We start from the raw sequence: 22,521 nt of genomic DNA on the forward strand, positions 1-22,521 counted from the left end.
AAAACACCGTCTGGAACACCGGCAACTGCCACAGCTGGTACCACGACACCCACGGCAACAACCCCACCATCTGGCCCACCTACACCCACACCTACAAACACCAAACCAACCACTTCGACCACACCAACTACCAAACCACCACCACCCAAAACACCACCCACAACACCCACAACTAACCAACACACACAAAAACCGAAGGCGAGGTCAACTGCCGTGCACACCATCGACGTCATCGACGAGACCATCCTCAACCACCCCACCGACCGCGTCTGGCACGCCCTCGTCGCCGAGCTCAACGGCGCCGCCAACTGGTGGACCCCCCACAACACCTTCCAGCCCGGCCCCACCGCCCCCCAGCACAAGGGCGGCACCTCCCGGATCACCGTCCACCCCAACGGTGTCGGCAAGCCCGGGCCGAAGTTGCGCTTCACCGCCACTACCACCCACGTCGACGCCGAGCGCCAGCTCACCACCACTCTCTCCGGCCACTTCACCGGCGACTTCTCCTACACCCTCACCCCCGTCGACGACGGCGCCCGCACCCGGCTGACCATCACCTTCACCAGCACCCCCCACGGCTGGCCCGCCCTCCTCGACAAGGTCGCCCACCTCGGCTTCAAGCACTCCCAGCAGACCCAGCGCGCCCTCACCCAGCTCCGCGCCCACCTCGACACCCACCTCGACACCCACCGGGACGACGCCAAGGGCACGAGCGCGTGATCACCGCCCCGGCGCCGCCCGCCCTGCCGATGCGCGGCGCCGCGCGCGGCCCTGTCCGGTGGGCGGAGGCGTTCGGGGACGGGCCGCAGGCGCCGCTCCTCCCGGCCGAGGCCGCGCACGTCGCGGGGCGGCCGGAGCGGCGCACGCGGCAGTTCACCGTCGCCCGTACACTCGCGCGGCGGGCGCTCGGGCAACTCGGTTACGCACCAGCTCCGTTGCTGCCCGGGGCCGGGGGTGCACCGGTGTGGCCGGACGGCGTGGTCGGCAGCATCACGCACTGCGACGGGTACACCGCGTGTGCCGTCGCGCCGGCCGGGCGGCTCGCCTCGCTCGGCATCGACGCCGAGCCGGCTCGGCCGCTGCCGGTAGGCATCCTGGGCCTCACCGCCTCCGCCGCCGAGCGAGCCGGTCTGGCGCAGTTGCCTCCGGGCCTCGTCCCCTGGGACCGGCTGCTGTTCAGTGCCAAGGAGGCCGTCTACAAGGCCTGGTACCCGCTGACCCGGCAGTGGGCCCCGCTCGTCGAGATGCCCGTGACGGTGTGCCCTGACGGGACCTTCAGCACCCACCGGGATGGACAAACCCTCACCGGCCACTGGCACCACACCGGCGGCATCCTGATCACCACGATCGCCCTCCCGTGAGCCCGTGCCAGGATGGCTCCATGCTGAACGCGGCGCTGCGCGCCTCCACCTCGCCGTCCTGGTCGGACCGGGCGAACGCCGGCCGGCAGCTCGCCGCCCACGCGGACGTACCCGAAGTCGCGGCAGTCCTCCGCCGCCTCCTGCAGGACGGCCACGACACGGCCGTCACGCAGGGGACGGCGGAGGCGCTGCTCAGACGGCGCGATCTCCTGGGCCTGCGACTCGTCCTCGCGGCCTTCGCCGGGGCCGACGTCGACACCACCGACCACCTCGGCGACGCGATCCTCAACGTCTGCCTGCGGTCGGACGAGGACCAGGAGTACTTCGAAGGCCTCGCGGCGGAACTCGCCTCGGACGCGGAACCCGACGAGGCGGCACGTACGGAGGCCGGGCTCCTGCTCCAGGAGTGGAACCCTCGCCTGGCATGATGCCGGTCATGGGAACATCGCTGCGCATCGAGGGCTATTCCGCGGCCGACCGTCCGGTCTCCACGCCGACGACCAAGTTCGGCGGCCAGCCGGTGTGGTTGACCGGCCCGCAGTGGCCGGTCAGCACGGCATGGGACCGGCCGATGCGGTTCGTCGGCCAGGTCGAGTTGGGCCCGGTGGTCGGAGCAGCCGGGGACGGGAAGGTGGCCTACCTCTTCGTGACCCACGCCGATCACGAGGAGGACTTCTTCGATCCCGACGTCATCGACCCCGACGGCGGTGAGAACGCGGTGATCGTGCAGCCGGCTGGCGACCTTGCCGGCCCGGTGCTTCCGTTGACGACCCTGCCGCTGGACACCGGCCCCGGCCTGTACGACGCCGACGGGTCGGCCGTGGAGTTCACCGTCGATCTGCGGCCCGTCTCCGAGCCCGCTCCCATGACGGATGAGGAACTCGAAGCCCTGCCGGCCGCCGACCGCGACCGCTACGTCGAGCGGATCGACGGCGACAAGATCGGCGGGACACCGTTGTTCTTCCAGGGGGACGGGTGGCCGGACGGCGGCCCCTGGCGGCTGCTGTTGCAGCTGGACTCGAACTGGGTGCCGTTCCGGCTCAACCTCGGCGCGTCGCCGAGGTTGTTCGCCTTCGTGTCCGAGGACGGTGCCCGGGGCAGGATGCTCGTCCAGGATTCCTGAGCCGTCAGGACTCCTGAGTTCGCAGGACTCCCGAGTTGGCAGGACGCCTCAGCCGTCAGGGCCCCTCCCGGTGGAAGACCTGCGACCGGTACCTACCTCCCCACCTGGGGGTTCGGTTTTCCGAACCCCGGATTCGGGTGCCAGCACGATCGTTTTCGGCGCTCCGCCCGCCCAGGATTGAGGCATGGCTGAGATGACGATGGATCCGGGGACGGCGGTCCTCGCCGCGAGGGCCGAGGGGCTGTACCGGGAGTACGGTCGCGGCTCGGGTGCCGTGCGGGCGTTGCGCGGGGTGTCGGTGGGCTTCGCGCCCGGGACGTTCACGGCGGTGATGGGGCCGTCCGGGTCCGGGAAGACCACTTTGTTGCACTGTCTGGCGGGCATGGACCGGCCCTCCCGGGGGTCGGTCTGGTGGGGCGGGACGGAGGTGTCGCGGCTGCCGGAGCGGCGGTTGGCGCAGGTGCGGCGCAGCCGGGTGGGGTTCGTGTTCCAGGCGTTCAACCTGATGCCGGCGATGACGGTCGCGCAGAACGTCGAGCTGCCGGCTCGGCTGGGTGGTGGACGGCCGGACCGGGGTCTGGTGTTGGAGGCGATAGCGCGGGTCGGGCTGGCCGGGCGGGAGCGGCACCGGCCGGGGCAGCTGTCGGGTGGACAGCAGCAGCGGGTGGCGATCGCCCGGGCGCTCGTGAGCCGGCCGGAGGTGCTGTTCGCGGACGAGCCGACGGGGGCGCTGGACCGGGCCACGGGGCACGAGGTCCTGGCCCTGCTCCGGGCGGGGGTGGACGAGGACGGACAGACGTGCGTGATGGTGACGCACGATCCGGTCGCGGCCGGGTACGCGGACCGGGTGGTGCTGCTGGCCGACGGTGTGGTGGTCGACGAGCTGGAGCGGCCCACGGCCGCTCAGGTCGGCGAGCGGCTGAGCCGGCTGGGCGGGTGAGGGCCGTGGTCTCGATCGCGCTCGGGCAGCTGCGCCGGCAGCCGGCCGCCTTCGTCGGCCTGGCGGTCGCGCTGCTCCTCGCCATCGCCGCCGTGACGCTCTTCGGTTCGCTGATCGCCGCCCAGGCCGCCGCTCCGGCGGCTGCCCGGAAGGCCGTCGCCGGGCCGGGGGTGATGGTGATCGCCGGTGCGTTCGGTGAGATCGCCGTGCTGGTGTCGTTCTTCGTCGTGGTGAACGCGCTGGGCTTCGCCCTCCGGCAGCAGCACCGCGAGCTGGCGCTGCTGCGGACGATAGCGGCCACGCCCCGGCAGGCGCGGCGGCTGGTGCGCGGCCAGGTGCTCGCGACGACGCTGCTGGTGGCGGTGCCGGCCTGGGCCTTGGGGGCGGTGTCGGCCCGCTGGTTCCTGGCCGCGTTGCAGCGGCGCGGGATGGCGGCGCCGGGTGTGCGGGTGCCGGGCAGTCCGGTGCCGATACTGGTCGCGGTCGCCGCCGCACTGGTCGTCGGCCTGGTGGCGTCGGCGGTGGCCGCTCGGCGGATCTCGCGGATCGCGCCGGCGGCCGCGCTCACCGCGAGCTCGACCGAGCAGGGGCGGACGGGTGTGCTGCGGCTGCTCGCGGGGGCCGGTGCGCTGGTGGGTGGCGGGCTCCTGCTGCGGCTGGCCGCGACCAGGTCCGCGGAGGACCTGGACAAGGCCGCTCAGGCGGCGCTGCTCGGTTCGCTCGTGCTGCTGGTCGCCGCGGCGCTGTTGGGGCCGCTCATCACACGCGTGCTGGTGGCCGTCCTGGGCGCACCGATACGGGTGCTCGTCCCCGGTGCGGGGTGGCTCGCCGACGCGAACATGCGGGGGTACGCGCGGCGGTTGTCGTCCGCCGTGGTGCCGGTCGCCCTGCTGGTCGGGCTTTCGGGCACCATGTCGATCATGACAAGTACCGCCGGGCACGCCGCACGGGCGAGCGCGGGCAGCGTCACCTCCGCTACGGACGTCTGGCTGCGCCAGGCCGAGTTGGGGCTGCTGATCTGCTTCGCGACCGTCTCCACCCTCAACACCCTGGTCGCCGTGACCACCGAGCGGCGCCGCGAGTTCGCGCTGCTGCGACTGGTCGGCGCGACGCGTGGGCTGCTGATGCGCATGCTCGGTGCGGAGGCGGTGCTGACGGCGGCGCTGGGCGTACTGCTGGGTGCGGCGGTCGCGGGGGCGGCGTCGGCGGCGTTCAGCCGGGCGGTGACGGGTTCGGCGGTGCCGTCCGTCCCGGTGGGCGCGTGCGGGTGGATCGTGGCGGGCGCGGTGGCGCTCACCGTACCGGGGATCCTGGTGACGGGCCTGCGGGCGATCGCGGGTCCGGCGACGGAGCTGGCCGGCGGCGGGCGTGACTGAGACTGCATCGAGGGAGCGGCGGCCGTACCTCTCCGCGCGCAAGGGCGAGTGGGCATTCGCCGTCCTCGGCCTGCCGCTCGCGCTGCTCGGCAGCCTGTACGCGGTCGCCGTCCTCTACGCGGGGGCGCTGCTGTCGCTCACAGTGCTCGGCCTGCCGTTCGTCGTCGCCGCGCTGCTCGGCGCGCGCGGGATCGGCACACTGCACCGGTGGCTGGTCGGCCGGCTGCTGGGCGCGTACGTCGAGCGGCCGGCCCCGCTGCCGCGGGCCAAGGGCGTGTTCGCCCGCGGCCGGGTCGTGCTGACCGATCCCGTCGCCTGGCGGACGCTGCTCTACCTCGTCCTGCGGCTCCCGGTCGGCGCCCTCGGGTTCGCCGCCGCCGTGGGACTTCCCCTCGCGTGCGGCTGGCTGATCGGCTTCCCGCTCTGGGCCCGTCTCCTGGACGGACCGCGGCCGGTCGACTGGCTCGACACGGCGCCGCTGGCCGGCCTGGCCCTCGTCACCACCGTGCCAGCCGCCGTCCGGGCGACGGGCGAGCTGAACCGGTGGCTCGCCCGGCTGCTGCTGGGCCCGGCCCGCGCCCAGCAGCGCGTCCGGGAGCTGGAGAGCGCCCGAGCCGTCCTGCTCGCGGAGAACACCGACCAGCTCCGCCGCCTGGAGCGCGACCTGCACGACGGCACCCAGGCCCGGCTGGTCGCCCTCGCCATCACGCTCTCCCTGGCCGACGACACCCTCACCGGAGCGCCGCCGGACGCCGAACGGCTGCGCACCCTCGTCGACCGCGCCCGCGGCCAGACCGACGAGACCATCACCGAGCTGCGCCGCCTCACCCGGGGCATCCACCCGGTGGCCCTGGACGGCGGCCTCGGGGAGGCGCTGCCGGGGCTCACCGCCACCTCGCCCGTGCCGGTCGACGTCAGTCTCGACCTGCGGGAGCGCCCGGACCCGGCCGTCGAGCGGGCCGTCTACTTCTGCGCCGCCGAGCTGCTCACCAACGTCGCCAAGCACAGCGGCGCGCAGGCGGCCGAGCTCACCGCGCACGCCGCGGACGGCCGGATCCGCCTCATCGTCCGTGACGACGGCCGGGGCGGCGCAGCACTCGGCACCGGACCCGCACTCGGCACCGGACCCGGCGGTGGCACCGGCCTGACCGGTCTGGCCGAGCGGCTCGCGGCGGTGGACGGCGTCCTGCGCATCGACAGTCCACCCGGCGGACCGACGGTCGTCACCGCGGAGCTGCCGACGCACCTCTGAACGCCCCTACGAGTTCACCCACCCTACGAACCTCCCAACGAACCTGCGGGAACCAGCGTCGCCCCACCGGCAGGTCCGACGGCAAAAATCGGTAGGCCGACCCGGCCGGATCTGCCACGATCACCGGATGGGTGCATTGGATGCGGTGGCGGCCAGGGTCGCCGGCGGGGCCACCGTGGAATTCCGGCCGAGCGGCTCGTCGATGGTCCCGCTGATCCGCAGCCGCCAGCTGGTGACCGTCACCCCGGTCGACCCGTCGAGGCTGGAGCCCGGGGACATCGTCCTCGCCCGCGTCGCCGGGACGGTGTACCTGCATCTGGTGTCGTCCCTCGATCCGGCGAAGCGGCGCGTGCAGATCAGCAACAACCGGGGCCGCGTCAACGGTTGGACCGGTCACGACCGCGTGTTCGGCATCTGCGTCGCGGTCGACGGGGTCCCCCGGGCCGGTGCGGCCGACAAGGCCGTCAAGGCGGTCAAGGCGGTCAAGTCCGTCAACTCCCGTTCTCTGCCAGATAGGTGAGGACCGCCTTCACCCGCCGGTTGTCGGCCTCCGTCGCGTGCAGGCCGAACTTGGCGAACACCGCGGCGACGTGCTTCTCCACCGCGCGCTCCGACACCGTCAGGAGTCCGGCGATGGAGCGGTTCGAGTGGCCCTGGGCCATCAGCTCCAGCACCTCGCGCTCGCGCGGGGTCAGGGTGTCCACCCGGCTGCGCTGACCGCCGCGAAGGAGCTGGGTGACGACCTCCGGGTCGAGCGCCGTGCCGCCCTCGGCGACCCGGTGCAGCGCGTCCACGAACTCCGAAGTACGGGCCACGCGTTCCTTCAGGAGGTACCCGACGCCCGCCGAGCCGTCCGCCAGCAGGCGGGCTGCCCAGGCCGCTTCGACGTGCTGGGAGAAGACCAGGATGCCGACCCCCGGCGCCGTCGCGCGGATCTCGACGGCGGCGCGAATGCCCTCGTCGGTGTGGGTGGGCGGCATCCGGACGTCGACGACGGCCACGTCCGGCCGGTGCTCGGCGACGACGGCCAGCAGCTCGGGTGCCGTCCCGGCAGTGGCGACGACGTCGCAGCCGCGGGCGCCGAGCAGTTCGACCATGCCGTCGCGCAGGACGACGGAGTCCTCGGCCAGGACCACGCGCAGGTGCTTGTTGATCACCCGACCATTATCCGGTCGGCCGGAGGCCGTCGTGCCCTCTCCCGAATGCGGAACCCGTTCCCCCGTTCGGCGCAAGTGACCATCGGCCCCTGGGCAGGCGCGCACCGACGGTGTTCGGATGGACCACGGGCGTGGACGCACGCGCCCGTAGACGGACGGGACGAGTACGAGCGAGGTGGCCGGCAGATGTACTACGCGAGCGGCAACTACGAGGCATTCGCCCGGCCGCGCAAGCCCGCGGGGGTCGACGACAAGACGGCCTGGTTCGTCGGAGCGGGGCTCGCGTCGATGGCGGGGGCGGCGTTCCTGATCCGGGACGGGCGGATGCCGGGCCACCGGATCACCGTTCTGGAGCGGCTGCGCCTGCCGGGCGGGGCGCTGGACGGGATCAAGGAGCCGAAGAAGGGGTTCGTGATCCGCGGCGGGCGCGAGATGGAGAACCACTTCGAGTGCCTGTGGGACCTCTAACGCTCGATCCCCTCGATCGAGGTCGAGGACGCGAGCGTGCTCGACGAGTTCTACTGGCTCGACAAGGACGACCCGAACGTCTCGCTCCGGCGCGCCACCGTCGACCGCGGCCAGGACGCCCGCACCGACGGCCTGTTCACGCTCACCGACCGCGCGCAGAAGGACATCGCCCGGGTGTTCCTCGCCACGCGCGAGGAGATGGCGGACAAGCGCATCGACGAGGTGTTCTCCGCGGAGTTCCTCGCGAGCAACTTCTGGCTGTACTGGCGCACGATGTTCGCGTTCGAGGAGTGGCACAGCGCCCTGGAGATGAAGCTGTACCTGCACCGCTTCATCCACCACATCGGCGGCCTGCCCGACTTCTCCGCCCTCAAGTTCACCAGGTACAACCAGTACGAGTCGCTGGTGCTGCCCCTCTACCGGTGGCTCCTCGACCAGGGTGTGGAGTTCCGCTTCGACACCGAGGTCACCGATGTCGACTTCGACCTCGCGCTCGAAGGCGGCCGCAAGCAGGCCACCCGCGTCCACTGGACGTCCGGGGGCGCCCCGGGCGGCGTCGACCTCGGGCCGGACGACCTGCTCTTCATGACGATCGGCTCGCTGGTCGAGAACTCCGACGAAGGCGACCACCACACCGCCGCGAAGCTGAACACCGGCCCGGCCCCGGCCTGGGACCTGTGGCGCCGGATCGCCGCCAAGGACCCGGCGTTCGGGCACCCGGACGTCTTCGGCGCGCACATCCCGCAGACCAAGTGGGAGTCGGCCACGGTCACGACGCTCGACGACCGGATCCCGGAGTACATCCGGAAGGTCTGCGGGCGCGACCCGTTCAGCGGCCGTGTCGTCACCGGCGGCATCGTCACCGTCAAGGATTCGAGCTGGCTGCTGAGCTGGACGGTCAACCGCCAGCCGCACTTCAAGCAGCAGCCGCCGGACCAGGTCGTGGTGTGGGTGTACTCGCTGTTCGTCGACCGGCCCGGCGACTTCGTCGCGAAGCCGATGCAGGAGTGCACGGGCGAGGAGATCACCCGGGAGTGGCTCCACCACCTCGGCGTCCCGGAGCACGAGATCCCCGAGCTCGCCGCGAACGCCGCCCGGTGCGTGCCGGTGATGATGCCCTACGTCACGTCGTTCTTCATGCCGCGCAAGGCCGGCGACCGCCCGGACGTCGTACCGGAGGGCTCGGTCAACTTCGCGTTCATCGGGCAGTTCGCGGAGACCACACGCGACTGCATCTTCACCACCGAGTACTCGGTGCGCACCGGCATGGAGGCCGCCTACCGGCTCCTGGGCGTCGAGCGGGCCGTGCCGGAGGTGTTCGGCTCGACGTACGACGTCCGCGCGCTGCTCGCCGCGGTGAGCCGGCTGCGGGACGGCGACGCGCTGCACCTGCCGGGACCGGAGGCGCTGCGGCGGCGGCTGCTGAAGCGGCTCGACGCGACCGAGATCGGGCAACTGCTGGCGGGATCTGGCCTGTTGCCGGAGCGCTGAGGGAGCGTCGTGCCCGCCCGGAGCCGTCCGGGCGGGCACGCGTGTCGGGCGGGTCCGCTCAGCGCGAGCCGCGCCCGTGGAGGAACAGCGCACGGGTCAGGGCGGCCAGGCCCGCCGTGCACAGCAGGGTGCGGAGCATGTTCGTGGCCACCCAGGTGCCCTCGAACTTCTCCCGCACACCGTGGAAGTCCGTGATGTGCGCCGGGTCGCCGGCGGCCGCCAGCTGGTTGTTGAGCGGGATGTTGACACCCATCGTGACCATCAGCGCGGCCACGTACAGGACGGTCGCAGCCGCCGCCCAGAACGCCGCGGTGCGCCGGCCGGCCTTGTACTGGAGGTAGGCGGCGACGCCCGTCGCCACGAAGGCCCCGACGAAGACCAGGCCGAACAGCCCGTTCTCGATCGCCTTGTTGATGTTCTGCATCGCCGTCACGTAGGTGCGGTCGTCGCCCTTCGCGAGGCCCGGCATCACCGAGACGTCGAAGGCGAAGAACAGGCCCGCCATCAGGCCCATCGCGATGGTCGCCGCCACCAGCACGGGCCCGGCGGCCTTGCCCTGGGCGGCGACGGGGGCGGCGGGGGTGCCGTAGCCGGCCTGGAAGGTGGAGGGTGGTGCGGTTCGGTTGGTGCTCATCGGTACTCCTTCGGGACGCGGATGGTGCGGTGACCGGTCACAGGACCGGGGCCAGGGTGCGCCGGTAGCGGCGTTCCAGGACGGTGCGGCCCAGCAGCCGCACCGGCGCCGGGATGGTCGCCGCGACGGCGGCCACCGAGGCCGCGTCCGCGCCGTCGAACATCCACGGCTGCAGGTAGGTCATCACCTGGGCGGGGGCGCTCCCGATGATCCGCCGCTCGACCCGGCCGTACTCCGCGACGCCCAGGGCGGCGAGCACCGGGAAGACGACGCGCTCCTCGTGCCGCAGGTGGTCGCAGACGAGGTCGGCGAACTCCTGGGCAGCCTCCGGGAGTTCTTCGATCCGCCCGGTGGTCAGGACGCCCGCCACCCGGCTCATCGAGCGGTCCAGCGCTCCGTGGTCCTGCTCCAGCGCGCCGCTCCCGTCGAAGCCGGGCACGTGCCCGCGCAGGTAGGGCCAGAGGATCTCGTCCTCGCTGTGGTGGTGCCAGTCGATCACCGCGCGCAGCCGGCCGAACCACTCCCCCAACGCCCGTGCGCCGCCGGGCCGTACGCTCCGCGCCGCCGCGCACAGGCGGGCCGCGTCACGCCGCATCGCCACGTGCATCAGGCCGAATCCCCGGACGTGCTCCGGGAGGCCGCCCAGGCCCTGCTCGCTCGACCACACCACGCTCTCGTTTCCAGACATGACGCTCCATCACCTCCGCGATCACACCTACCTGTTGACCTATCCGGTGCCCGTCCCCGACCTCGATGGGAACACACCGGCTCGACGGCGAACCACGCATTTCCACCCCTCCTCAAGCCGCTTTCGAGCAACCGTCGGAAATGGCCACCGAATGCGTACAGAAGAGGCGCTCGGAGAATCAGGACCGGGAATTTCCGTGAAACAGCCGCGCATCAGCCGTGTCCCGGTTCCGCGACACGGCCGCGCCCGCCGCCGTCCGCGCCCGGTAGTCTCGGCCTGCTCTCGATTGGAAGGCATGTCCATGGCCAGGTTGATAGTTCTGCTCATCGCGCTCGCGGTGCTGTTCTCCGTGTTCGGGTTCCAGGGCGGCAACCCCTTCGTCGGCGTGCTGTTCGCCGCCGTGGCGGTCGCCCCGTTCGGCTACCTCGTGTACGCGGTCGTCCGCAGAAGGCGCGGACCCCTGGACGGGAAGGCCGTCACCCCGGCGCAGCGGCAGCGCCGCACGTGGGCGCTGCGGGTGGTCGCGCTGGCGATGGTGGGGGCGATCGGGTACGGCGGCTACTGGGTGGTCTTCGAACCGCACGCGAGCGACAAGGCGCTGCGGAGCCTGTCGGACTTCGAGTCCGGCTGCGGGGGCTCGTTGGCGCGCAAGTACTTCCCGCAGGCCGCCGAGCACACCGGCCCGGGCCCGCATCCGGTGGCGATGTTCGACATCAGCGAGTCCGGCTCGTCCCACCCCGCCTACCCGTCCCTGGAGGCGCCGGACTACTGGAGCGCGAACAAGCTCGACCCGCACCGCGTGCAGCTGCTCGCGTGCCTGGACGAGCCGGACGAGGGCGACCTCCTGACCACCTGCAAGTTCACGACGGACTCGCTGAAGCTCTACCGGGGCGTCTACAACGTCACCGTCTACGAGGCCCGGACGGGCCGGAAGCTCGGCAACGAACGGCTGCTGGGCAGTGCGAAGGCCGCCTGTCCGAGCATGGTCTACCTCGGCAAGAACGTCGACAAGCTCCACACCTCGCCAGAATTCGCGGACTACCAGCAGGTGTTGAAGAAGTACGTCGAGCAGTAGCGGGAAAGGGCGAGGCCCCCGGGGACGGTGCTCCCGGGGGCCTCGTGCTCGGTGGAGCGCGCCGTGCCTCAGCCGGTCATGGCGGCCAGCACGGTGCGCCAGTCCTCGCCCGGCCCGGGGCGCAGGACGGCGGCGAGGGTCTCAGCGCCGTAGTGCCAGGGGCGTCGGAGCTCCCGGTCGGCGTCCGGCCCCGGGGCGACCGTGCTCGCGGACCCCAGCAGGCGGACGAGCTCGGCCGTGAAGTCCGTCCAGGAGAGGTGCCCCGTGACGGCGTTGACGATCCGTCCGGCCGCGGGCGGCTGCTCCACCGCGCACGCGCCGAGCGCCCGGGCGAGGGCGGCCGAGTGGACCCAGCAGGCGCCGGCCCACTCGGGGCCGTCGGGCAGGGTGATCGGTTCGCCCGCCAGGGCGGCCTGGTAGAGGGCGCCGGTGGAGCCCCAGCGGAGCTGGTCGCGCAGCCGCTGGTGCGGGCCCCAGACGATCGGGGCGCGCACGATGCTCGCCGGGCCCCGGCCGGATTCGAGGAGGATCCGCTCGCAGTCGAGCTTGGCCTGCCCGTACGGGGTGAGCCCGGGGCCGGGCTCGGCGCCCTCGGGGACGTCGACGGCCGCGGGCCGGCCGTATGCGTCGATGCTGCTGACGAAGACGAACGGTCCGCCGCGCCAGCCGTCCACGAGGGCGCGCATCGCGGCGACGTCGGTCGCGTGGTCGGTGAAGGTGCACGCGGCGTGGATGACGGCGTCGGCGCCCTCGACGGCCCGCCGGAGGCTGTCGGGGTCGGCGAGGTCGCCCTCGGCCACCTCGACGCCGTTGAGGACCGGGAGGTGCGCCGACTCGGGCCGGACCAGCGCCCGCACCGGGCGGCCCTGGGCCATCAGTTCCTGGAGCACGGCCGCTCCGACCCCGCCGGTGGCGCCGGTGACCAGGACCGTGCCCGCGCGGGCCCGTGTGACGGGGGCGCCGGTGCGGGCGAGGGCGGCGCGGCGCTCGTCGCCACGGGTGGCGAGGAGCCCGGCGAGGGCCCGCGGGGTGCGCTGCTCCAGGATGTCGAGGCCGGTGAGCGGCAGGCCGGTCCGGTTACGCAGGCGCTCGGCGAGCTGGACGGCGACGAGGGAGTGGCCGCCGAGGGCGAAGAAGTCGCCGTCGGCGGACGGGACGGTGCCCAGCTGTTCACCGAAGGCCGTACGGACGGCGGCCAGCAGCCCGGACTCGTCGGCCCCAGGTGCGGGGGGACGGGCCGCGCCGGGCAGGCGGGCGTGGTCCGGCGTGCCGTCGGGCAGGCGGGGCAGTCGGTCCAACAGGACGACGGCGGCCGGGAGTTCGTCCGCCCGCACGGCCCGACGCAGGAGCGATTTGAGCTCGGCACCGCTGGGCGCGACCGGTCCGCGCACGACGGCGTAGCCGAGCAGCGGCCCGTCCGCCGACCGGGCGAGCGTCGCTTCGGCGACCCGCGGATCGGCCAACAGTGCGGTGAGCCCCGGGTGTTCGGACGCGGTGAGGCGCGAGCCGGGGAGTTCGCCGACGCGGCGCTCCCCGTCCGCGGCGACGGCCGCCAGCAGCTCGGCGAACGCGGCCAGCAGGCGCCCGGCCGTCTCCTCGTCGAGGGCGTCGCGGTCGTGCTGGACCAGGCAGCGCGGCTGCGGGCCGTCCTCGACGAGCAGCGCGAGGCCGAACTTGGCCAGCCCGAGGTCGAGTTCCACGCTCTCGGCGGCGAGTCCGGGCAGCGCGAGCGGCTCGGAGGGGCGGACGACGTCACAGCTGACGGAGAGCAGCGGGATGCCGTCCGCGCCGCGGGCCGAGGCGCCGAGGCGTTCGAGGACCAGGTCGAACGGCACCTCGTGGTGCTCCTGCGCGTCGAGCAGCGCGCTCCTGACCTGCCCGAGGACCGCCGTGAAAGCCGCGTCCCCCGCGATGTCGGCCCGCAGCACCAGGGTGTTGACGCTCAGGCCGACGGTGGTGCGCAGGTCGGCGCGGTGGCCGCTGGCGCAGCCGAGGACGAGGTCGCTCTCTCCGGAGGCGTTGCGCAGCGTGGCGAAGGCCGCCGCGAGGACGACGCCGAACAGGGTGGCGCCGTGCCGGGCGCCGAGGCGGCGCAGCGCGTCGACGGTGCCGGGGGTGAGCGGGGCGCTGTGCAGGGCGGCGCGGCGTTCGCGGGCGCCGGGCGGGACGGGCCGCAGGAGCGGCAGCGGACGGGCGCCGGCCAGGTGGGCGGCGCGGGTGTCCGCGGCGGCGGTGAGCTCGGTGTCGCGGGCGCGTTCGCGGCGGGCGTGGTCGGCGTACGCCGGTCCGGGCGGCGGGAGCTGGGCCGGACGCTGATCGCGCGCGGCCTGGTAGAGGGCGGCGAGTTCGGCGCCGACGATCGGCAGGGAGCCGCCGTCGACGGCGATGTGGTGGATGGTGAGGAGGAAGGTGTGGTCCTCGGGCGCGTGCCGGAGCAGCAGGGCGCGCAGGACCGGCCCGATGGTGAGGTCGAACGGGCGGGCGGCCTCGGCGGCGAGCAGTCCGGGGGCGTCCGCGTCGGTGGCGTCGACGACCGGGAGCGGCACCGGGGCGGCCGGGAGGGCCTCCTGGTAGGGCTCGTCGCCGCGGCTGCCGTAGTGCGTGCGCAGGACGGCGTGCCGTTCGGTGAGCGCGGTGAGAGCGGCGGCGAGCGCGGCGGGGTCGAGCGGGCCGCGCAGGCGGGTGGCGAGCGGGACGTTGTAGAGGGCGCCGCCCTGGCCGAGGTGGTCCATCAGCCACATCCGCTGCTGCGCGTGCGAGAGCGGGGCGGGGCCGGTGGGGTCCGCCGCCGGGACGGGCTCGGCGGCGGCGGGACGGGTGCGGCTGCGGGCGCGCCGCAGCAGGTCGGCCTGGTCGACGGCGTTCATCGGTCGACCCCCTGCGCTTCGGCGCCGGCGACCGCTTCGGCGTCGGCGGCCGCTTCGGCCGCGGCTACGGCTTCCGCGTCGCGCAGGGCCCGTTCGAGGAGTTCGGCCTGGCCTGCGACGGTGGGGTCGGCCAGGAAGGCGGCGAGCGAGAGCTCGACGCCGATGTCCCCGCTGAGGTCGTCGACGACCCACATGGCGAGCAGCGAGTGGCCGCCCTCGGCGAGGAAGTCGGCGGTCGGCGAGGTCACCCGGCGGCCGAGGGCGCGCTCCCAGGCCTCGGCGACGACCTGCTGGATCGGCGTCAGCTCGACGGCCTCCCCCGTAACAGCGTCCCCCGGGGCCGACGCCGTCCCACCGTCGGCGGGCGCGGACTCGGCGAGCGCCCGGCGGTCGACCTTGCCGGTGCCGGTCAGCGGGAGGGCGTCCAGGACGGCCCACGCGGTGGGCACCAGGTGGGACGGCAGCCGCTCGGCGAGCCGCGCGCGCAGCGTCTCGGCCTGCGGCCGCGTGCCCTCGGCGGGCACGACGCACGCGGTGAGCGCCGCCTCCGGCCGGCCGACCGCGCGCACGACCACGGCGACCTCGGCGACCTCGGGGAACTGCAGCAGCGCGTGCTCGACCTCCTCCGGCTCGATCCGGAAGCCGCGCACCTTGACCTGGTGGTCGACGCGGCCGTGGAACTCCAGGACGCCGTCCGGGCGGCGGGCCGCGAGGTCGCCGCTGCGGTAGGCGCGCCCGACGCCGGGCAGCTCGCGGAAGCGCTCGGCGGTGAGCTCGGGCCGGTCGAGGTAGCCGTCGGCGACGCGGGCGCCGGCGATCCACAGCTCGCCGACGGTGCCGTCCGGCGCGGGGGCGAGGTCCTCGTCGAGGACGAGCACGCGGGCGCCGCCGGTGGCGCGGCCGATGGGCACCGGGCCCGCGCAGTCGGCCGGGTCGACGCGGTGCAGGGTGGTGAAGGTGGTGCCCTCGGTGGGCCCGTAGCCGTTGACGAGCTCCAGCCACGGGAACGCGCGCAGCACGGCGGCGGAGTGGTCGGGCGAGAGCGCCTCGCCGCCGACGGCGAGGGTGCGCACGACGCCGAAGATCCGGGACTGGCGGGCCGCGAGGTGGTGGAAGAGCGCGGTGGTGAGGACGAGCACGGTGACGCCGAACCGCTCGACGTCGGCGGCGAGTTCCTCGGAGGTGGGCCGGTCGGCGGGCGAGACGGCGACGGCGGCGCCGTTCGCGAGCGCCGCCCACAGCTCGAAGGTGGAGGCGTCGAAGGTGACGGCCGAGTGGAACAGGACGCGGTCGCGCGGCCCGACCCGGATCCCGTCGGGCGCGGTGACGAGGTCGGCGATGCCGCCGTGCGGGATCCGGACGCCCTTGGGGCGGCCGGTGGAGCCGGAGGTGAAGAGCACGAGGGCGGTGGCGGCCGGGCCCGCGGTGGGCAGGGCCCGGGTGGCGGGCTCCTCGTCGGTGCCGCGCTCGCCGAGGACGAGGGTGCGGTCGTCGGACAGGCCGGCCTCGGCGAGCAGGGCCTTGTCGCCGAGGGTGAGCTCGACGCCGGCGTCGGCGATCATGTCGGCGATGCGCGGGCGCGGGTAGGCGGGGTCGAGCGGCACGACGTGGCCGCCGGCCTGCCAGACGGCGAGCTGGGCGACGACGAGGCGGGTGGAGCGGGCGCAGAGCAGGCCGACGGCGCGGCCGGGGCCGATCCCCCGGGCGGCCAGCACGGTGGCCAGCTTCCGGGCGGCGTCGGCGAGTTCGCGGTAGGTCAGGACGGTGGTGCCGTCGGTCACGGCGAGCGCGTGCGGGCGCTCGGCGGCGTGCCGGGCGATGAGGGCCGGGACGGTGTCCGCAGCAGGCATGACGTGGTTCCCTTCCGGGCGCCCCGGCGACGGGCCGGGGCACCCTGGGTCAAGGCTTCGAGGACGCGGTCAGGCGGTGGCGCCGGCGCCGGTGCGCCGTTCGTCCACGAGCCGGGCGACGGCGCGCAGGTCGGGCTGGCGCAGCAGTGCGGCGGCGCGCAGCCGCACGTCGTACGCGTCCTCCAGCGCGGCCAGCAGGCGGGCGGCGGCGAGGGAGTTGCCGCCGGCCTCCAGGAAGTTGTCGTGCGGTCCGAGGTCGGCGCGGCCGAGGAGGTCGCGGGAGAGCCGCAGGACGGTGCGTTCGGTGTCGGTGGCGCCTTCCTCGGCCCTCACACCGTTCTCAAGGGACTCGGCGGCCAGCAGCGCGGCGCGGTCGACCTTGCCGTTGGCGTCCAGGGGGAAGGCGTCGACGAGCCGGACGACCGAGGGCACGGCCTGTTCGGGCAGCCACGGGCGGACGGCCTCGATCAGGCCCGCGGCCTCGGGCAGTTCGGTGGAGGCGGCCTGGACGAAGGCGAGCAGCCGGTAGCCGCCCGCCGCGGCCGGTGCGGCGGCGACGACGGCGCGGCGCACCCGCTCGTCGCGCTCGAACGCGGCCTCGACCTCGGCGGGTTCGATCCGCACGCCGCTGACCTTGACCTGGTCGTCGAGCCGGCCGAGGAACTCCAGCACGCCGTCGGCGCGCATCAGGACGCGGTCGCCGGTGCGGTAGACCCGGTCGCTGCCCTCGACGGCCTCGGGCGCGCCGACGAAGCGGCGGGCGGTGAGTTCGGGGTCGAGGTAGCCGGCGGCCAGGCCCCGGCCGCCGATGCGCAGCTCCCCGGCCTGTCCGCGCGGCACCGGCCGCCCGTCCTCGTCGGTGACGAGGACGACGGCGCCGGGGATCGGCAGGCCGATCGGCGGCGCGGCGGTGCCGTGGTCGCCGCCGGGCGCCATGGTGTGGACGGTGGTGGCGACGGTGGCCTCGGCCGGGCCGTAGGCGTTGTGGACGGTGGCGGTGACGTCCGGGCCGGGGGCGCGGCGCAGCCGGTCGCCGCCGATGGTCAGGTGCCGCATGGCGAGCCCGGCGGGCCAGGGACGGTCGAGGACGGGCTCGGCGAGCGGGGTGGGCAGCACGGTGACGGTGATGCCGGCCTCGCGCCACCAGTCGGTGAGGGCGCCGGCGTCCCAGCGGACGGCGTCGGGGGCGACACTGAGGGCGGCGCCGGAGGTGAGGGTGGCCCACAGCTCCTGGAGGTGCGGGTCGAAGGCCACCCCGATGAGCAGGCTGTGCCGCTCGCCGGGGCCGAGGCCGGTGAGGTCCCGGTACCAGTGCAGGAGTGCGCCGAGGGCGGGTTCGCCGACAGCGACGGCCTTGGGGGTGCCGGTGGAGCCGGAGGTGAGGACGGCGTAGTGGGTGCCCTTGGGGATCTCGACCGCGCTGCCGCCGGAGCCGTCCGCGAAGGCGGCGATGACGGTGGCGGCCGCGTTGGCGCCCTCCGTCGGCAGGGCGAGCTTGAGCTGGTCGCCGGCCTGGTGGCCGGTCGGGAGCAGGGCGGGGTCGCCGATCAGGCAGGCGGGCCGCAGCTGTTCGGCGACGGCCTGGAGGCGGCGTTCGCCGGGGCGCGGGCCGAGCGGCAGGTGGACGGCGCCGAGCTTGGCGGTGGCGAGGGTGACGGCGACCAGCGCGGCGGAGTGGTCGAGGCAGACGCCGACCAGGTCGCCGGGGCGCACGCGCACGCGCAGCGCATCGGCGACGGTGTCGGCGAGGCGGTCGAGTTCGGCGTAGCTCCAGGCGTGGTCGCCGTCGATCAGGGCGGGCGCGTCCGGTGTGCGGTGCGCCCAGGTGGTGAAGAGGTCGAGGACCGCGCCGTCCTGGTGGGGACGGCCGTACTCGATGCTGAGGGGTTCCATCATCGTCTCCCGGTTCAAGGTCACGGCGCGTCAGTTCAGGCCCATGGAGCGGGCGATGATGACCTTCTGCACCTCGGAGGTGCCCTCGATGATCGTCATCATCCGCACGTAGCGGTAGAGGAACTCCAGCGGGTGGCCGCGCACCCAGCCGGTGGCGCCGTGGACCTGGAGCGAGCGGTCGACGGCGCGGACGGCGGTCTCGGAGGCGGTGAGCTTGGCGAGGGCCGCGTTCTCGGGCGCCTCGGTGCCGTCGTCGACGAGGCGGGCGCACGCGAGGGTGAGCAGCTTGGAGGCCTCCACCTCGGCGCGGGTGGTGACGAGGTGCTCCTGGACGTGCTGGTAGTCGCCGATCGGCCGGCCGAAGGCCTCCCGCTCGCGGGCGTACTCGACGCCGGCGCGCAGCGCGTACTCGGCGACGCCGTTGCACATGGCGGCGACGACGAGCCGGCCCCGCGAGAGGCTGTCGATGGCGAGCGCGGTGGCCGCGCCGATGCCCTCCTCGCCGCCGATGACGGCCTCGGGCCCGACGGTGACGCCGTCGAGGAGGAGCTCGAACAGCGGCTCGCCGGACATGCCCTCGTAGCGCTGGCCGATCCGCAGGCCGGGCTGGTCCATCGGCAGGACGAAGGCGGTGGCGCCCACGGTGCTGCCGTCGCCGAGGTCGGTGGCGGCGACGACGAGGACGATGCCGGCCCGGTCGGCGTTGCTCACGAAGGTCTTGCGGCCGTTGAGCACCCACGTGTCGCCGGTGCGGACGGCGGTCGTGGTGAGCCGGAATGCGTCGGAGCCGGCGTGCGGCTCGGTGAGGGCGAGGCAGCGGGTCTGCTCGCCGCGCACCAGCGGCACGAGGTGGCGCTCGATCTGCTCGGGCGTGCCGTTGCGCAGCAGGGGGCTCGGGCCGTCGGAGCCGGCGAGGGCGTACGGCGCGAGGGAGCAGCCGCTGCGTCCGGCGGCGTGGTGGAGCAGGACGACGGCGGTGAACGGCATGTCGGAGCCGCCGAGTTCCTCGGGGTAGTCGCCCGCGTAGAAGCCGAGGGCGGCGGAGCGCTTGCGGACGTAGGCGCGCAGGTCGGCCGGGGGCTGGTCGGCTGTCTCGGGCAATTCGGCGGCGAGCGGCACGAGTTCGCGGCGGATGAAGCTCTCGAACGCGTCGACGAGTTCGCGGTGACCGTCCTCCAGGACGGACGAGGGGCTCGAAGTCACTTGGCGTCTCCGGTCAGCGCGCGGGCCTGGTCGGCCAGGACGGGGTGGCGGAAGAGGATGCGCAGCGGGGGCCGGGTGCCGAGGTGCGGTTCCAGCCAGGCGGCGACCTGGGCGGCGAGCAGCGAGTGGCCGCCGACCTCGAAGAAGTGCGACTCGGCGGTGAACCGGTCGTGGCCGAGGACCTCGCGCCAGGCGGCGGCGACGAGCTCCTGCCCCGGGCCGTCGAAGGCCGCGCCGGTGGCGGCGGGGGCCTCCTCGGGGGCGGTGGCCTCGGCGGCGAGCCGGGTGAGGGCGGCGCGGTCGGGCTTGCCGCCGGGCAGGGTCGGCATGGCGGGCAGGGCGGTCCAGGTGGCCGGGACGAGCCCGCCGGGCAGGCGCTGTGCGAGGGCGGCGTGCAGGGCGGTCTGGTCGGGGCGTTCGGCGCCCTCCAGGAAGCCGACCAGGCGCGGGCCGGCCTCGGGGTCGGTGTGCAGGACCACCGCGCAGGAGCGGCCGCCGAGTTCGGCGGAGGCGGCGGCCTCGATCTCCTCCAGCTCGATGCGGTGGCCGCGCAGCTTGACCTGGTTGTCGGTGCGGCCGAGGAAGCGCAGCCGGCCGGTCAGGTCGCGGTAGCCGCGGTCGCCGGTGCGGTAGACCCGGCCGAGGCCGGGCAGGTCGCGGAAGCGCTCGGCGGTGGGCTCGGGCAGGTTGAGGTAGCCCTCGGCCAGCATCACCCCGCCGACGGCGAGTTCGCCGACGCAGCCGGGCGCCAGCGGGCGCAGCGCGGCGTCCAGGACGTGCATCCGCACGCCGGGCAGTTCGGTGCCGAGCGGCACCTCTCCGTCGCCGTCGAGGTCGGCGGGCCCGACCTGGTGGACGGTGGAGGTGACGGTGGCCTCGGTGACGCCGTAGGCGTTGAGGACCGTGGTCGCCTCGGTGAGGCCCGCGAGGGCGCGGGCGGGCAGCCGCTCGCCGCCGAGGACGAGCAGGCGGGGCGTCCAGCGGCCGTCGCGCAGCGCCTCGTGCAGGTCCTCGCGGACGGCGAGGAGGTAGCTGGTGGGCAGGTTGGCGACGGTGACGCCGCGGGCGGCGAGGACGGCCACCAGTTCGGGGCCGGTGGGCACTTCGCGCTGCGGCACGACGAGGGCGGCGCCGGCGGCGAGCGCGGGGAGCACCTCCTCCAGGGCCACGTCGAAGGACGGGCGGGCGAAGAGCAGCACCCGGTCGGCGGCGGTGAGCTCGTAGCGGGCGGCGATCGCGCCGACGTAGCCGGCCAGCGCCTCGCGGCCGACCAGGACGGGCTTGGGGACGCCGGTGGAGCCGGAGGTGTGGATGACGTACGCGATGCCGTCGAGCACGGCGGCGGGTTCGGCCTTGGGGAAGGCCGGTCCGTCCAGGAACGCGGGGGTGACGCCCTCGGCGGGCAGGGCGAGCGCGCTCTGGCGGGTGGCCAGCACGAGCGCCGGGGCGAGCCGCTCCAGCAGCAGGCCGAGGCGGGCGGCCGGGTCCTCCGAGGAGAGCGGGGCGTACACGGCGCCGTGGCGCAGGCAGGCGAGCAGGGCGACGACGCTGTCGACGCCGCGCGGCAGGACGGCGGCGACCGGCTGGCCGGGCTCGACCCCGGCGGCGCGCAGCCGCTCGGCGAGCTCGGAGACGCGGCGGTCGAGCTCGCCGTAGGTGATCCGCTCGGTGCCGGCGACGAGGGCGAGGGAGGTGGGGTCGTGGGCGGCGGCCGGGTCGAGGTCCGCCGGCTCGACGGCCGTCTCGACGCTCTCCGTGATCGGGGCGGCCAGGGCTGCCAGGGGCTCCTCCGGCCGGTCGAGGTAGGCGCGCAGGAGGTCCAGGAGGCGCTCGGACAGCAGTACGGCCTCGGACTCGTCGAACAGGTCGGCGTCGTAGTCCCACACCAGGGTCATGCCGGCGGCGCCGTGCTTCTCGCCGACGACGCGGCGGTCGTCGGGCATCAGCACGAGGTCGAGGTCGAAGCGGGTGGTGCCGGTGTTGAAGCCCTCGTAGAGGAGGACCTCCAGGCCGGGCACGCGCACGTCCGGGAGCGGGGCGTCGTGAGCGCTGAACATCACGTTGAACAGCGGGTTGTCCGCGCCGGTGGTGTGCAGCCCGAGGCGGCGGGTCAGCTCCTGGACGGGCAGGTCCTGGTACGGCAGGGCGCGCAGCAGGACGTCCGTCACCTCGTCGATGGCGTCGGTGCCCGAGGTCTCCGCGTCCGGCCGCAGGCGCAGCGGGACGGTGTTGACGAACATGCCGAGGGTGCCCTCGAAGCCGACCGGGCGGTTGCCGACGGCGGTGCCGACGACGATCTCGTCGTGGCCGCTGTGGCGGCGCAGCAGCTCGGTGAACAGGGTGAGCAGCGTGCTGAACGGGGTGTGCCCGTCGGACTTGCTGCGCTCGCGCAGCCGCTCGGCGAGGTCGGCGCCGACGGCCTGGCGCAGCTGGCCGCCGCGGTGGCGGCGGACGGCGCCGGGCCGGGCGAGGCCGGGGAGGGTGACCTCGCGCGGGGCGTCGGCCAGTTCGCGGAGCCAGAAGGCGAGGGCGTCGTCGCTCGGGCCGGTGGCGGTGCGGGCGTGCTGTTCGTAGGAGGGGGCCTGGGCCAGCTCGTAGGGCTCGTCCAGGACGTGGGCGCGGTAGACGGTGAACAGGTCGCGGAGCAGGATCGCGAAGGAGTGGCCGTCGTGGATCAGGTGGTGCTCGACGTGGATCAGCCGGTGGTGGTCGTCGGCGACGCGGACCAGGTGCCATCGCAGCAGCGGGGCCCGGGTGGTGTCGAGCGGCTCGGCGGCCTCGGCGGCGAGCAGGGTGCGGAAGGCGGCCTCGGGGTCGGCCTCGGCCGAGAAGTCGCTGGTGCGCAGCCGGGGCTCGCAGTCCTCGGCGACCCGCTGGCCGGGAACGCCTTCTTGGCGGGCGACCAGCTCCAGGCGCAGGCCGGGGTGGTGGGCGACGACGGCGGTGAGGCCGGCGCACAGGGCGTCCTGGTCGACGGTTCCCCAGAGGTCGAGGACGGCGGTGAAGTTGTAGGCGCGACTGCCGGGCAGCATCTGCTCGTGCAGCCAGACGATCTCCTGCGAGGAGGAGAGTGCGAACATGGGCGGCTACTCCCTAGTGGTGGCGGGCGTGTTCGTCCTGCGGGCGGCGGGGCGGGCGAGTTG

17 protein-coding genes and 1 pseudogene are annotated in these 22,521 nt (G+C 74.4%); 10 read left to right on the plus strand and 8 right to left on the minus strand.

The window, feature by feature from the left end; genetic code table 11:
* Positions 1 to 213 precede the first annotated feature (213 nt).
* The 8 genes from ACFVSN_RS41125 (at position 214) to ACFVSN_RS41160 (ending at position 6,572) form a co-directional block, all read left to right on the plus strand.
* Positions 214 to 720: an SRPBCC domain-containing protein gene (locus tag ACFVSN_RS41125; protein ID WP_387588727.1), complete on the plus strand. Its 507-nt coding sequence runs from the start codon at positions 214 to 216 to the stop codon at positions 718 to 720.
* A complete protein-coding gene (locus ACFVSN_RS41130) occupies positions 717 to 1,361 on the plus strand; it encodes a 4'-phosphopantetheinyl transferase (protein WP_387958591.1) in 645 nt (214 codons plus the stop codon). Before ACFVSN_RS41125 ends, ACFVSN_RS41130 begins: the two co-directional genes overlap by 4 nt.
* 20 nt (positions 1,362 to 1,381) lie before the next feature.
* On the plus strand, positions 1,382 to 1,789 hold the full coding sequence (locus ACFVSN_RS41135) for a hypothetical protein (protein WP_387958593.1): 408 nt from the start codon (positions 1,382 to 1,384) through the stop codon (positions 1,787 to 1,789).
* Positions 1,790 to 1,797: 8 nt separating this feature from the next.
* Positions 1,798 to 2,484: a DUF1963 domain-containing protein gene (locus tag ACFVSN_RS41140; protein ID WP_387958595.1), complete on the plus strand. Its 687-nt coding sequence runs from the start codon at positions 1,798 to 1,800 to the stop codon at positions 2,482 to 2,484.
* Positions 2,485 to 2,668: 184 nt separating this feature from the next.
* Entirely contained in the window at positions 2,669 to 3,424 is a 756-nt protein-coding gene (locus ACFVSN_RS41145) for an ABC transporter ATP-binding protein (RefSeq protein WP_387958598.1), read from the plus strand.
* A 5-nt stretch (positions 3,425 to 3,429) separates the two neighbouring features.
* Complete coding sequence (locus tag ACFVSN_RS41150) at positions 3,430 to 4,800, plus strand: FtsX-like permease family protein (RefSeq protein WP_387958600.1); 1,371 nt, start codon at positions 3,430 to 3,432, stop codon at positions 4,798 to 4,800.
* Positions 4,793 to 6,052 (plus strand): sensor histidine kinase, encoded by a 1,260-nt coding sequence (locus ACFVSN_RS41155; protein ID WP_387958602.1) that lies wholly within the window; start codon positions 4,793 to 4,795, stop codon positions 6,050 to 6,052. The genes ACFVSN_RS41150 and ACFVSN_RS41155 overlap by 8 nt, the downstream gene beginning before the upstream one ends.
* Before the next feature lie 127 nt (positions 6,053 to 6,179).
* A complete protein-coding gene (locus tag ACFVSN_RS41160; protein ID WP_387958604.1) occupies positions 6,180 to 6,572 on the plus strand; it encodes a S26 family signal peptidase in 393 nt (130 codons plus the stop codon).
* On the opposite strand, the gene ACFVSN_RS41165 is transcribed toward ACFVSN_RS41160, so the two are convergent.
* Positions 6,544 to 7,209 carry a LuxR C-terminal-related transcriptional regulator gene (locus ACFVSN_RS41165; protein ID WP_387958606.1) on the minus strand — a complete coding sequence of 222 codons (666 nt, stop codon included), beginning with the start codon at positions 7,207 to 7,209 and terminating at the stop codon, positions 6,544 to 6,546. The two genes, ACFVSN_RS41160 and ACFVSN_RS41165, sit on opposite strands and share 29 nt — an antisense overlap.
* 186 nt (positions 7,210 to 7,395) lie before the next feature.
* On the opposite strand from ACFVSN_RS41165, the pseudogene ACFVSN_RS41170 reads away from it, so the two are divergent.
* Positions 7,396 to 9,168, plus strand: a pseudogene (locus ACFVSN_RS41170) (oleate hydratase).
* Between the two features lie 58 nt (positions 9,169 to 9,226).
* On the opposite strand, the gene ACFVSN_RS41175 reads toward ACFVSN_RS41170, so the two are convergent.
* On the minus strand, positions 9,227 to 9,802 hold the full coding sequence (locus ACFVSN_RS41175; RefSeq protein WP_387958608.1) for a DUF1772 domain-containing protein: 576 nt from the start codon (positions 9,800 to 9,802) through the stop codon (positions 9,227 to 9,229).
* Positions 9,803 to 9,839: 37 nt separating this feature from the next.
* Positions 9,840 to 10,490 carry a hemerythrin domain-containing protein gene (locus ACFVSN_RS41180; RefSeq protein ID WP_387958610.1) on the minus strand — a complete coding sequence of 217 codons (651 nt, stop codon included), beginning with the start codon at positions 10,488 to 10,490 and terminating at the stop codon, positions 9,840 to 9,842.
* Between the two features lie 301 nt (positions 10,491 to 10,791).
* Here ACFVSN_RS41180 and ACFVSN_RS41185 point away from each other — a divergent pair, with 301 nt between their 5' ends.
* Entirely contained in the window at positions 10,792 to 11,565 is a 774-nt protein-coding gene (locus tag ACFVSN_RS41185; protein WP_387958612.1) for a hypothetical protein, read from the plus strand.
* A 68-nt stretch (positions 11,566 to 11,633) separates the two neighbouring features.
* Here ACFVSN_RS41185 and ACFVSN_RS41190 read toward each other — a convergent pair whose 3' ends face one another.
* The 5 genes from ACFVSN_RS41190 to ACFVSN_RS41210 form a co-directional block, all read right to left on the minus strand.
* On the minus strand, positions 11,634 to 14,432 hold the full coding sequence (locus ACFVSN_RS41190) for a condensation domain-containing protein (RefSeq protein ID WP_387958614.1): 2,799 nt from the start codon (positions 14,430 to 14,432) through the stop codon (positions 11,634 to 11,636).
* The gene (locus ACFVSN_RS41195) at positions 14,429 to 16,282 is read right to left on the minus strand and encodes a non-ribosomal peptide synthetase (protein WP_387958616.1); all 1,854 of its coding nucleotides are present in this window, start codon (positions 16,280 to 16,282) and stop codon (positions 14,429 to 14,431) included. Before ACFVSN_RS41195 ends, ACFVSN_RS41190 begins: the two co-directional genes overlap by 4 nt.
* A gap of 69 nt (positions 16,283 to 16,351) precedes the next feature.
* Complete coding sequence (locus ACFVSN_RS41200; RefSeq protein ID WP_387958618.1) at positions 16,352 to 18,199, minus strand: amino acid adenylation domain-containing protein; 1,848 nt, start codon at positions 18,197 to 18,199, stop codon at positions 16,352 to 16,354.
* A 6-nt stretch (positions 18,200 to 18,205) separates the two neighbouring features.
* Positions 18,206 to 19,378 carry an acyl-CoA dehydrogenase family protein gene (locus ACFVSN_RS41205; RefSeq protein ID WP_380445809.1) on the minus strand — a complete coding sequence of 391 codons (1,173 nt, stop codon included), beginning with the start codon at positions 19,376 to 19,378 and terminating at the stop codon, positions 18,206 to 18,208.
* Positions 19,375 to 22,458, minus strand: a complete 3,084-nt coding sequence (locus ACFVSN_RS41210; RefSeq protein ID WP_387958620.1) for an amino acid adenylation domain-containing protein — start codon at positions 22,456 to 22,458, stop codon at positions 19,375 to 19,377. The genes ACFVSN_RS41205 and ACFVSN_RS41210 overlap by 4 nt, the downstream gene beginning before the upstream one ends.
* Positions 22,459 to 22,521 lie beyond the last annotated feature (63 nt).

Source organism: Kitasatospora sp. NPDC057904 (genome assembly GCF_042887925.1).
GTDB lineage: Bacteria > Actinomycetota > Actinomycetes > Streptomycetales > Streptomycetaceae > Kitasatospora.

What these genes read in the sequence shown, in the direction of transcription:
- ACFVSN_RS41185 (WP_387958612.1), top strand. Translation starts at nt 10,792, where the DNA reads ATGGCCAGGTTGATAGTTCTGCTCATCGCGCTCGCGGTGCTGTTCTCC.
- ACFVSN_RS41195 (WP_387958616.1), bottom strand. Translation starts at nt 16,282, where the DNA reads ATGCCTGCTGCGGACACCGTCCCGGCCCTCATCGCCCGGCACGCCGCC.
- ACFVSN_RS41135 (WP_387958593.1), top strand. Translation starts at nt 1,382, where the DNA reads ATGCTGAACGCGGCGCTGCGCGCCTCCACCTCGCCGTCCTGGTCGGAC.
- ACFVSN_RS41145 (WP_387958598.1), top strand. Translation starts at nt 2,669, where the DNA reads ATGGCTGAGATGACGATGGATCCGGGGACGGCGGTCCTCGCCGCGAGG.
- ACFVSN_RS41180 (WP_387958610.1), bottom strand. Translation starts at nt 10,490, where the DNA reads ATGTCTGGAAACGAGAGCGTGGTGTGGTCGAGCGAGCAGGGCCTGGGC.
- ACFVSN_RS41210 (WP_387958620.1), bottom strand. Translation starts at nt 22,458, where the DNA reads ATGTTCGCACTCTCCTCCTCGCAGGAGATCGTCTGGCTGCACGAGCAG.
- ACFVSN_RS41140 (WP_387958595.1), top strand. Translation starts at nt 1,798, where the DNA reads ATGGGAACATCGCTGCGCATCGAGGGCTATTCCGCGGCCGACCGTCCG.
- ACFVSN_RS41190 (WP_387958614.1), bottom strand. Translation starts at nt 14,432, where the DNA reads ATGAACGCCGTCGACCAGGCCGACCTGCTGCGGCGCGCCCGCAGCCGC.
- ACFVSN_RS41175 (WP_387958608.1), bottom strand. Translation starts at nt 9,802, where the DNA reads ATGAGCACCAACCGAACCGCACCACCCTCCACCTTCCAGGCCGGCTAC.
- ACFVSN_RS41160 (WP_387958604.1), top strand. Translation starts at nt 6,180, where the DNA reads ATGGGTGCATTGGATGCGGTGGCGGCCAGGGTCGCCGGCGGGGCCACC.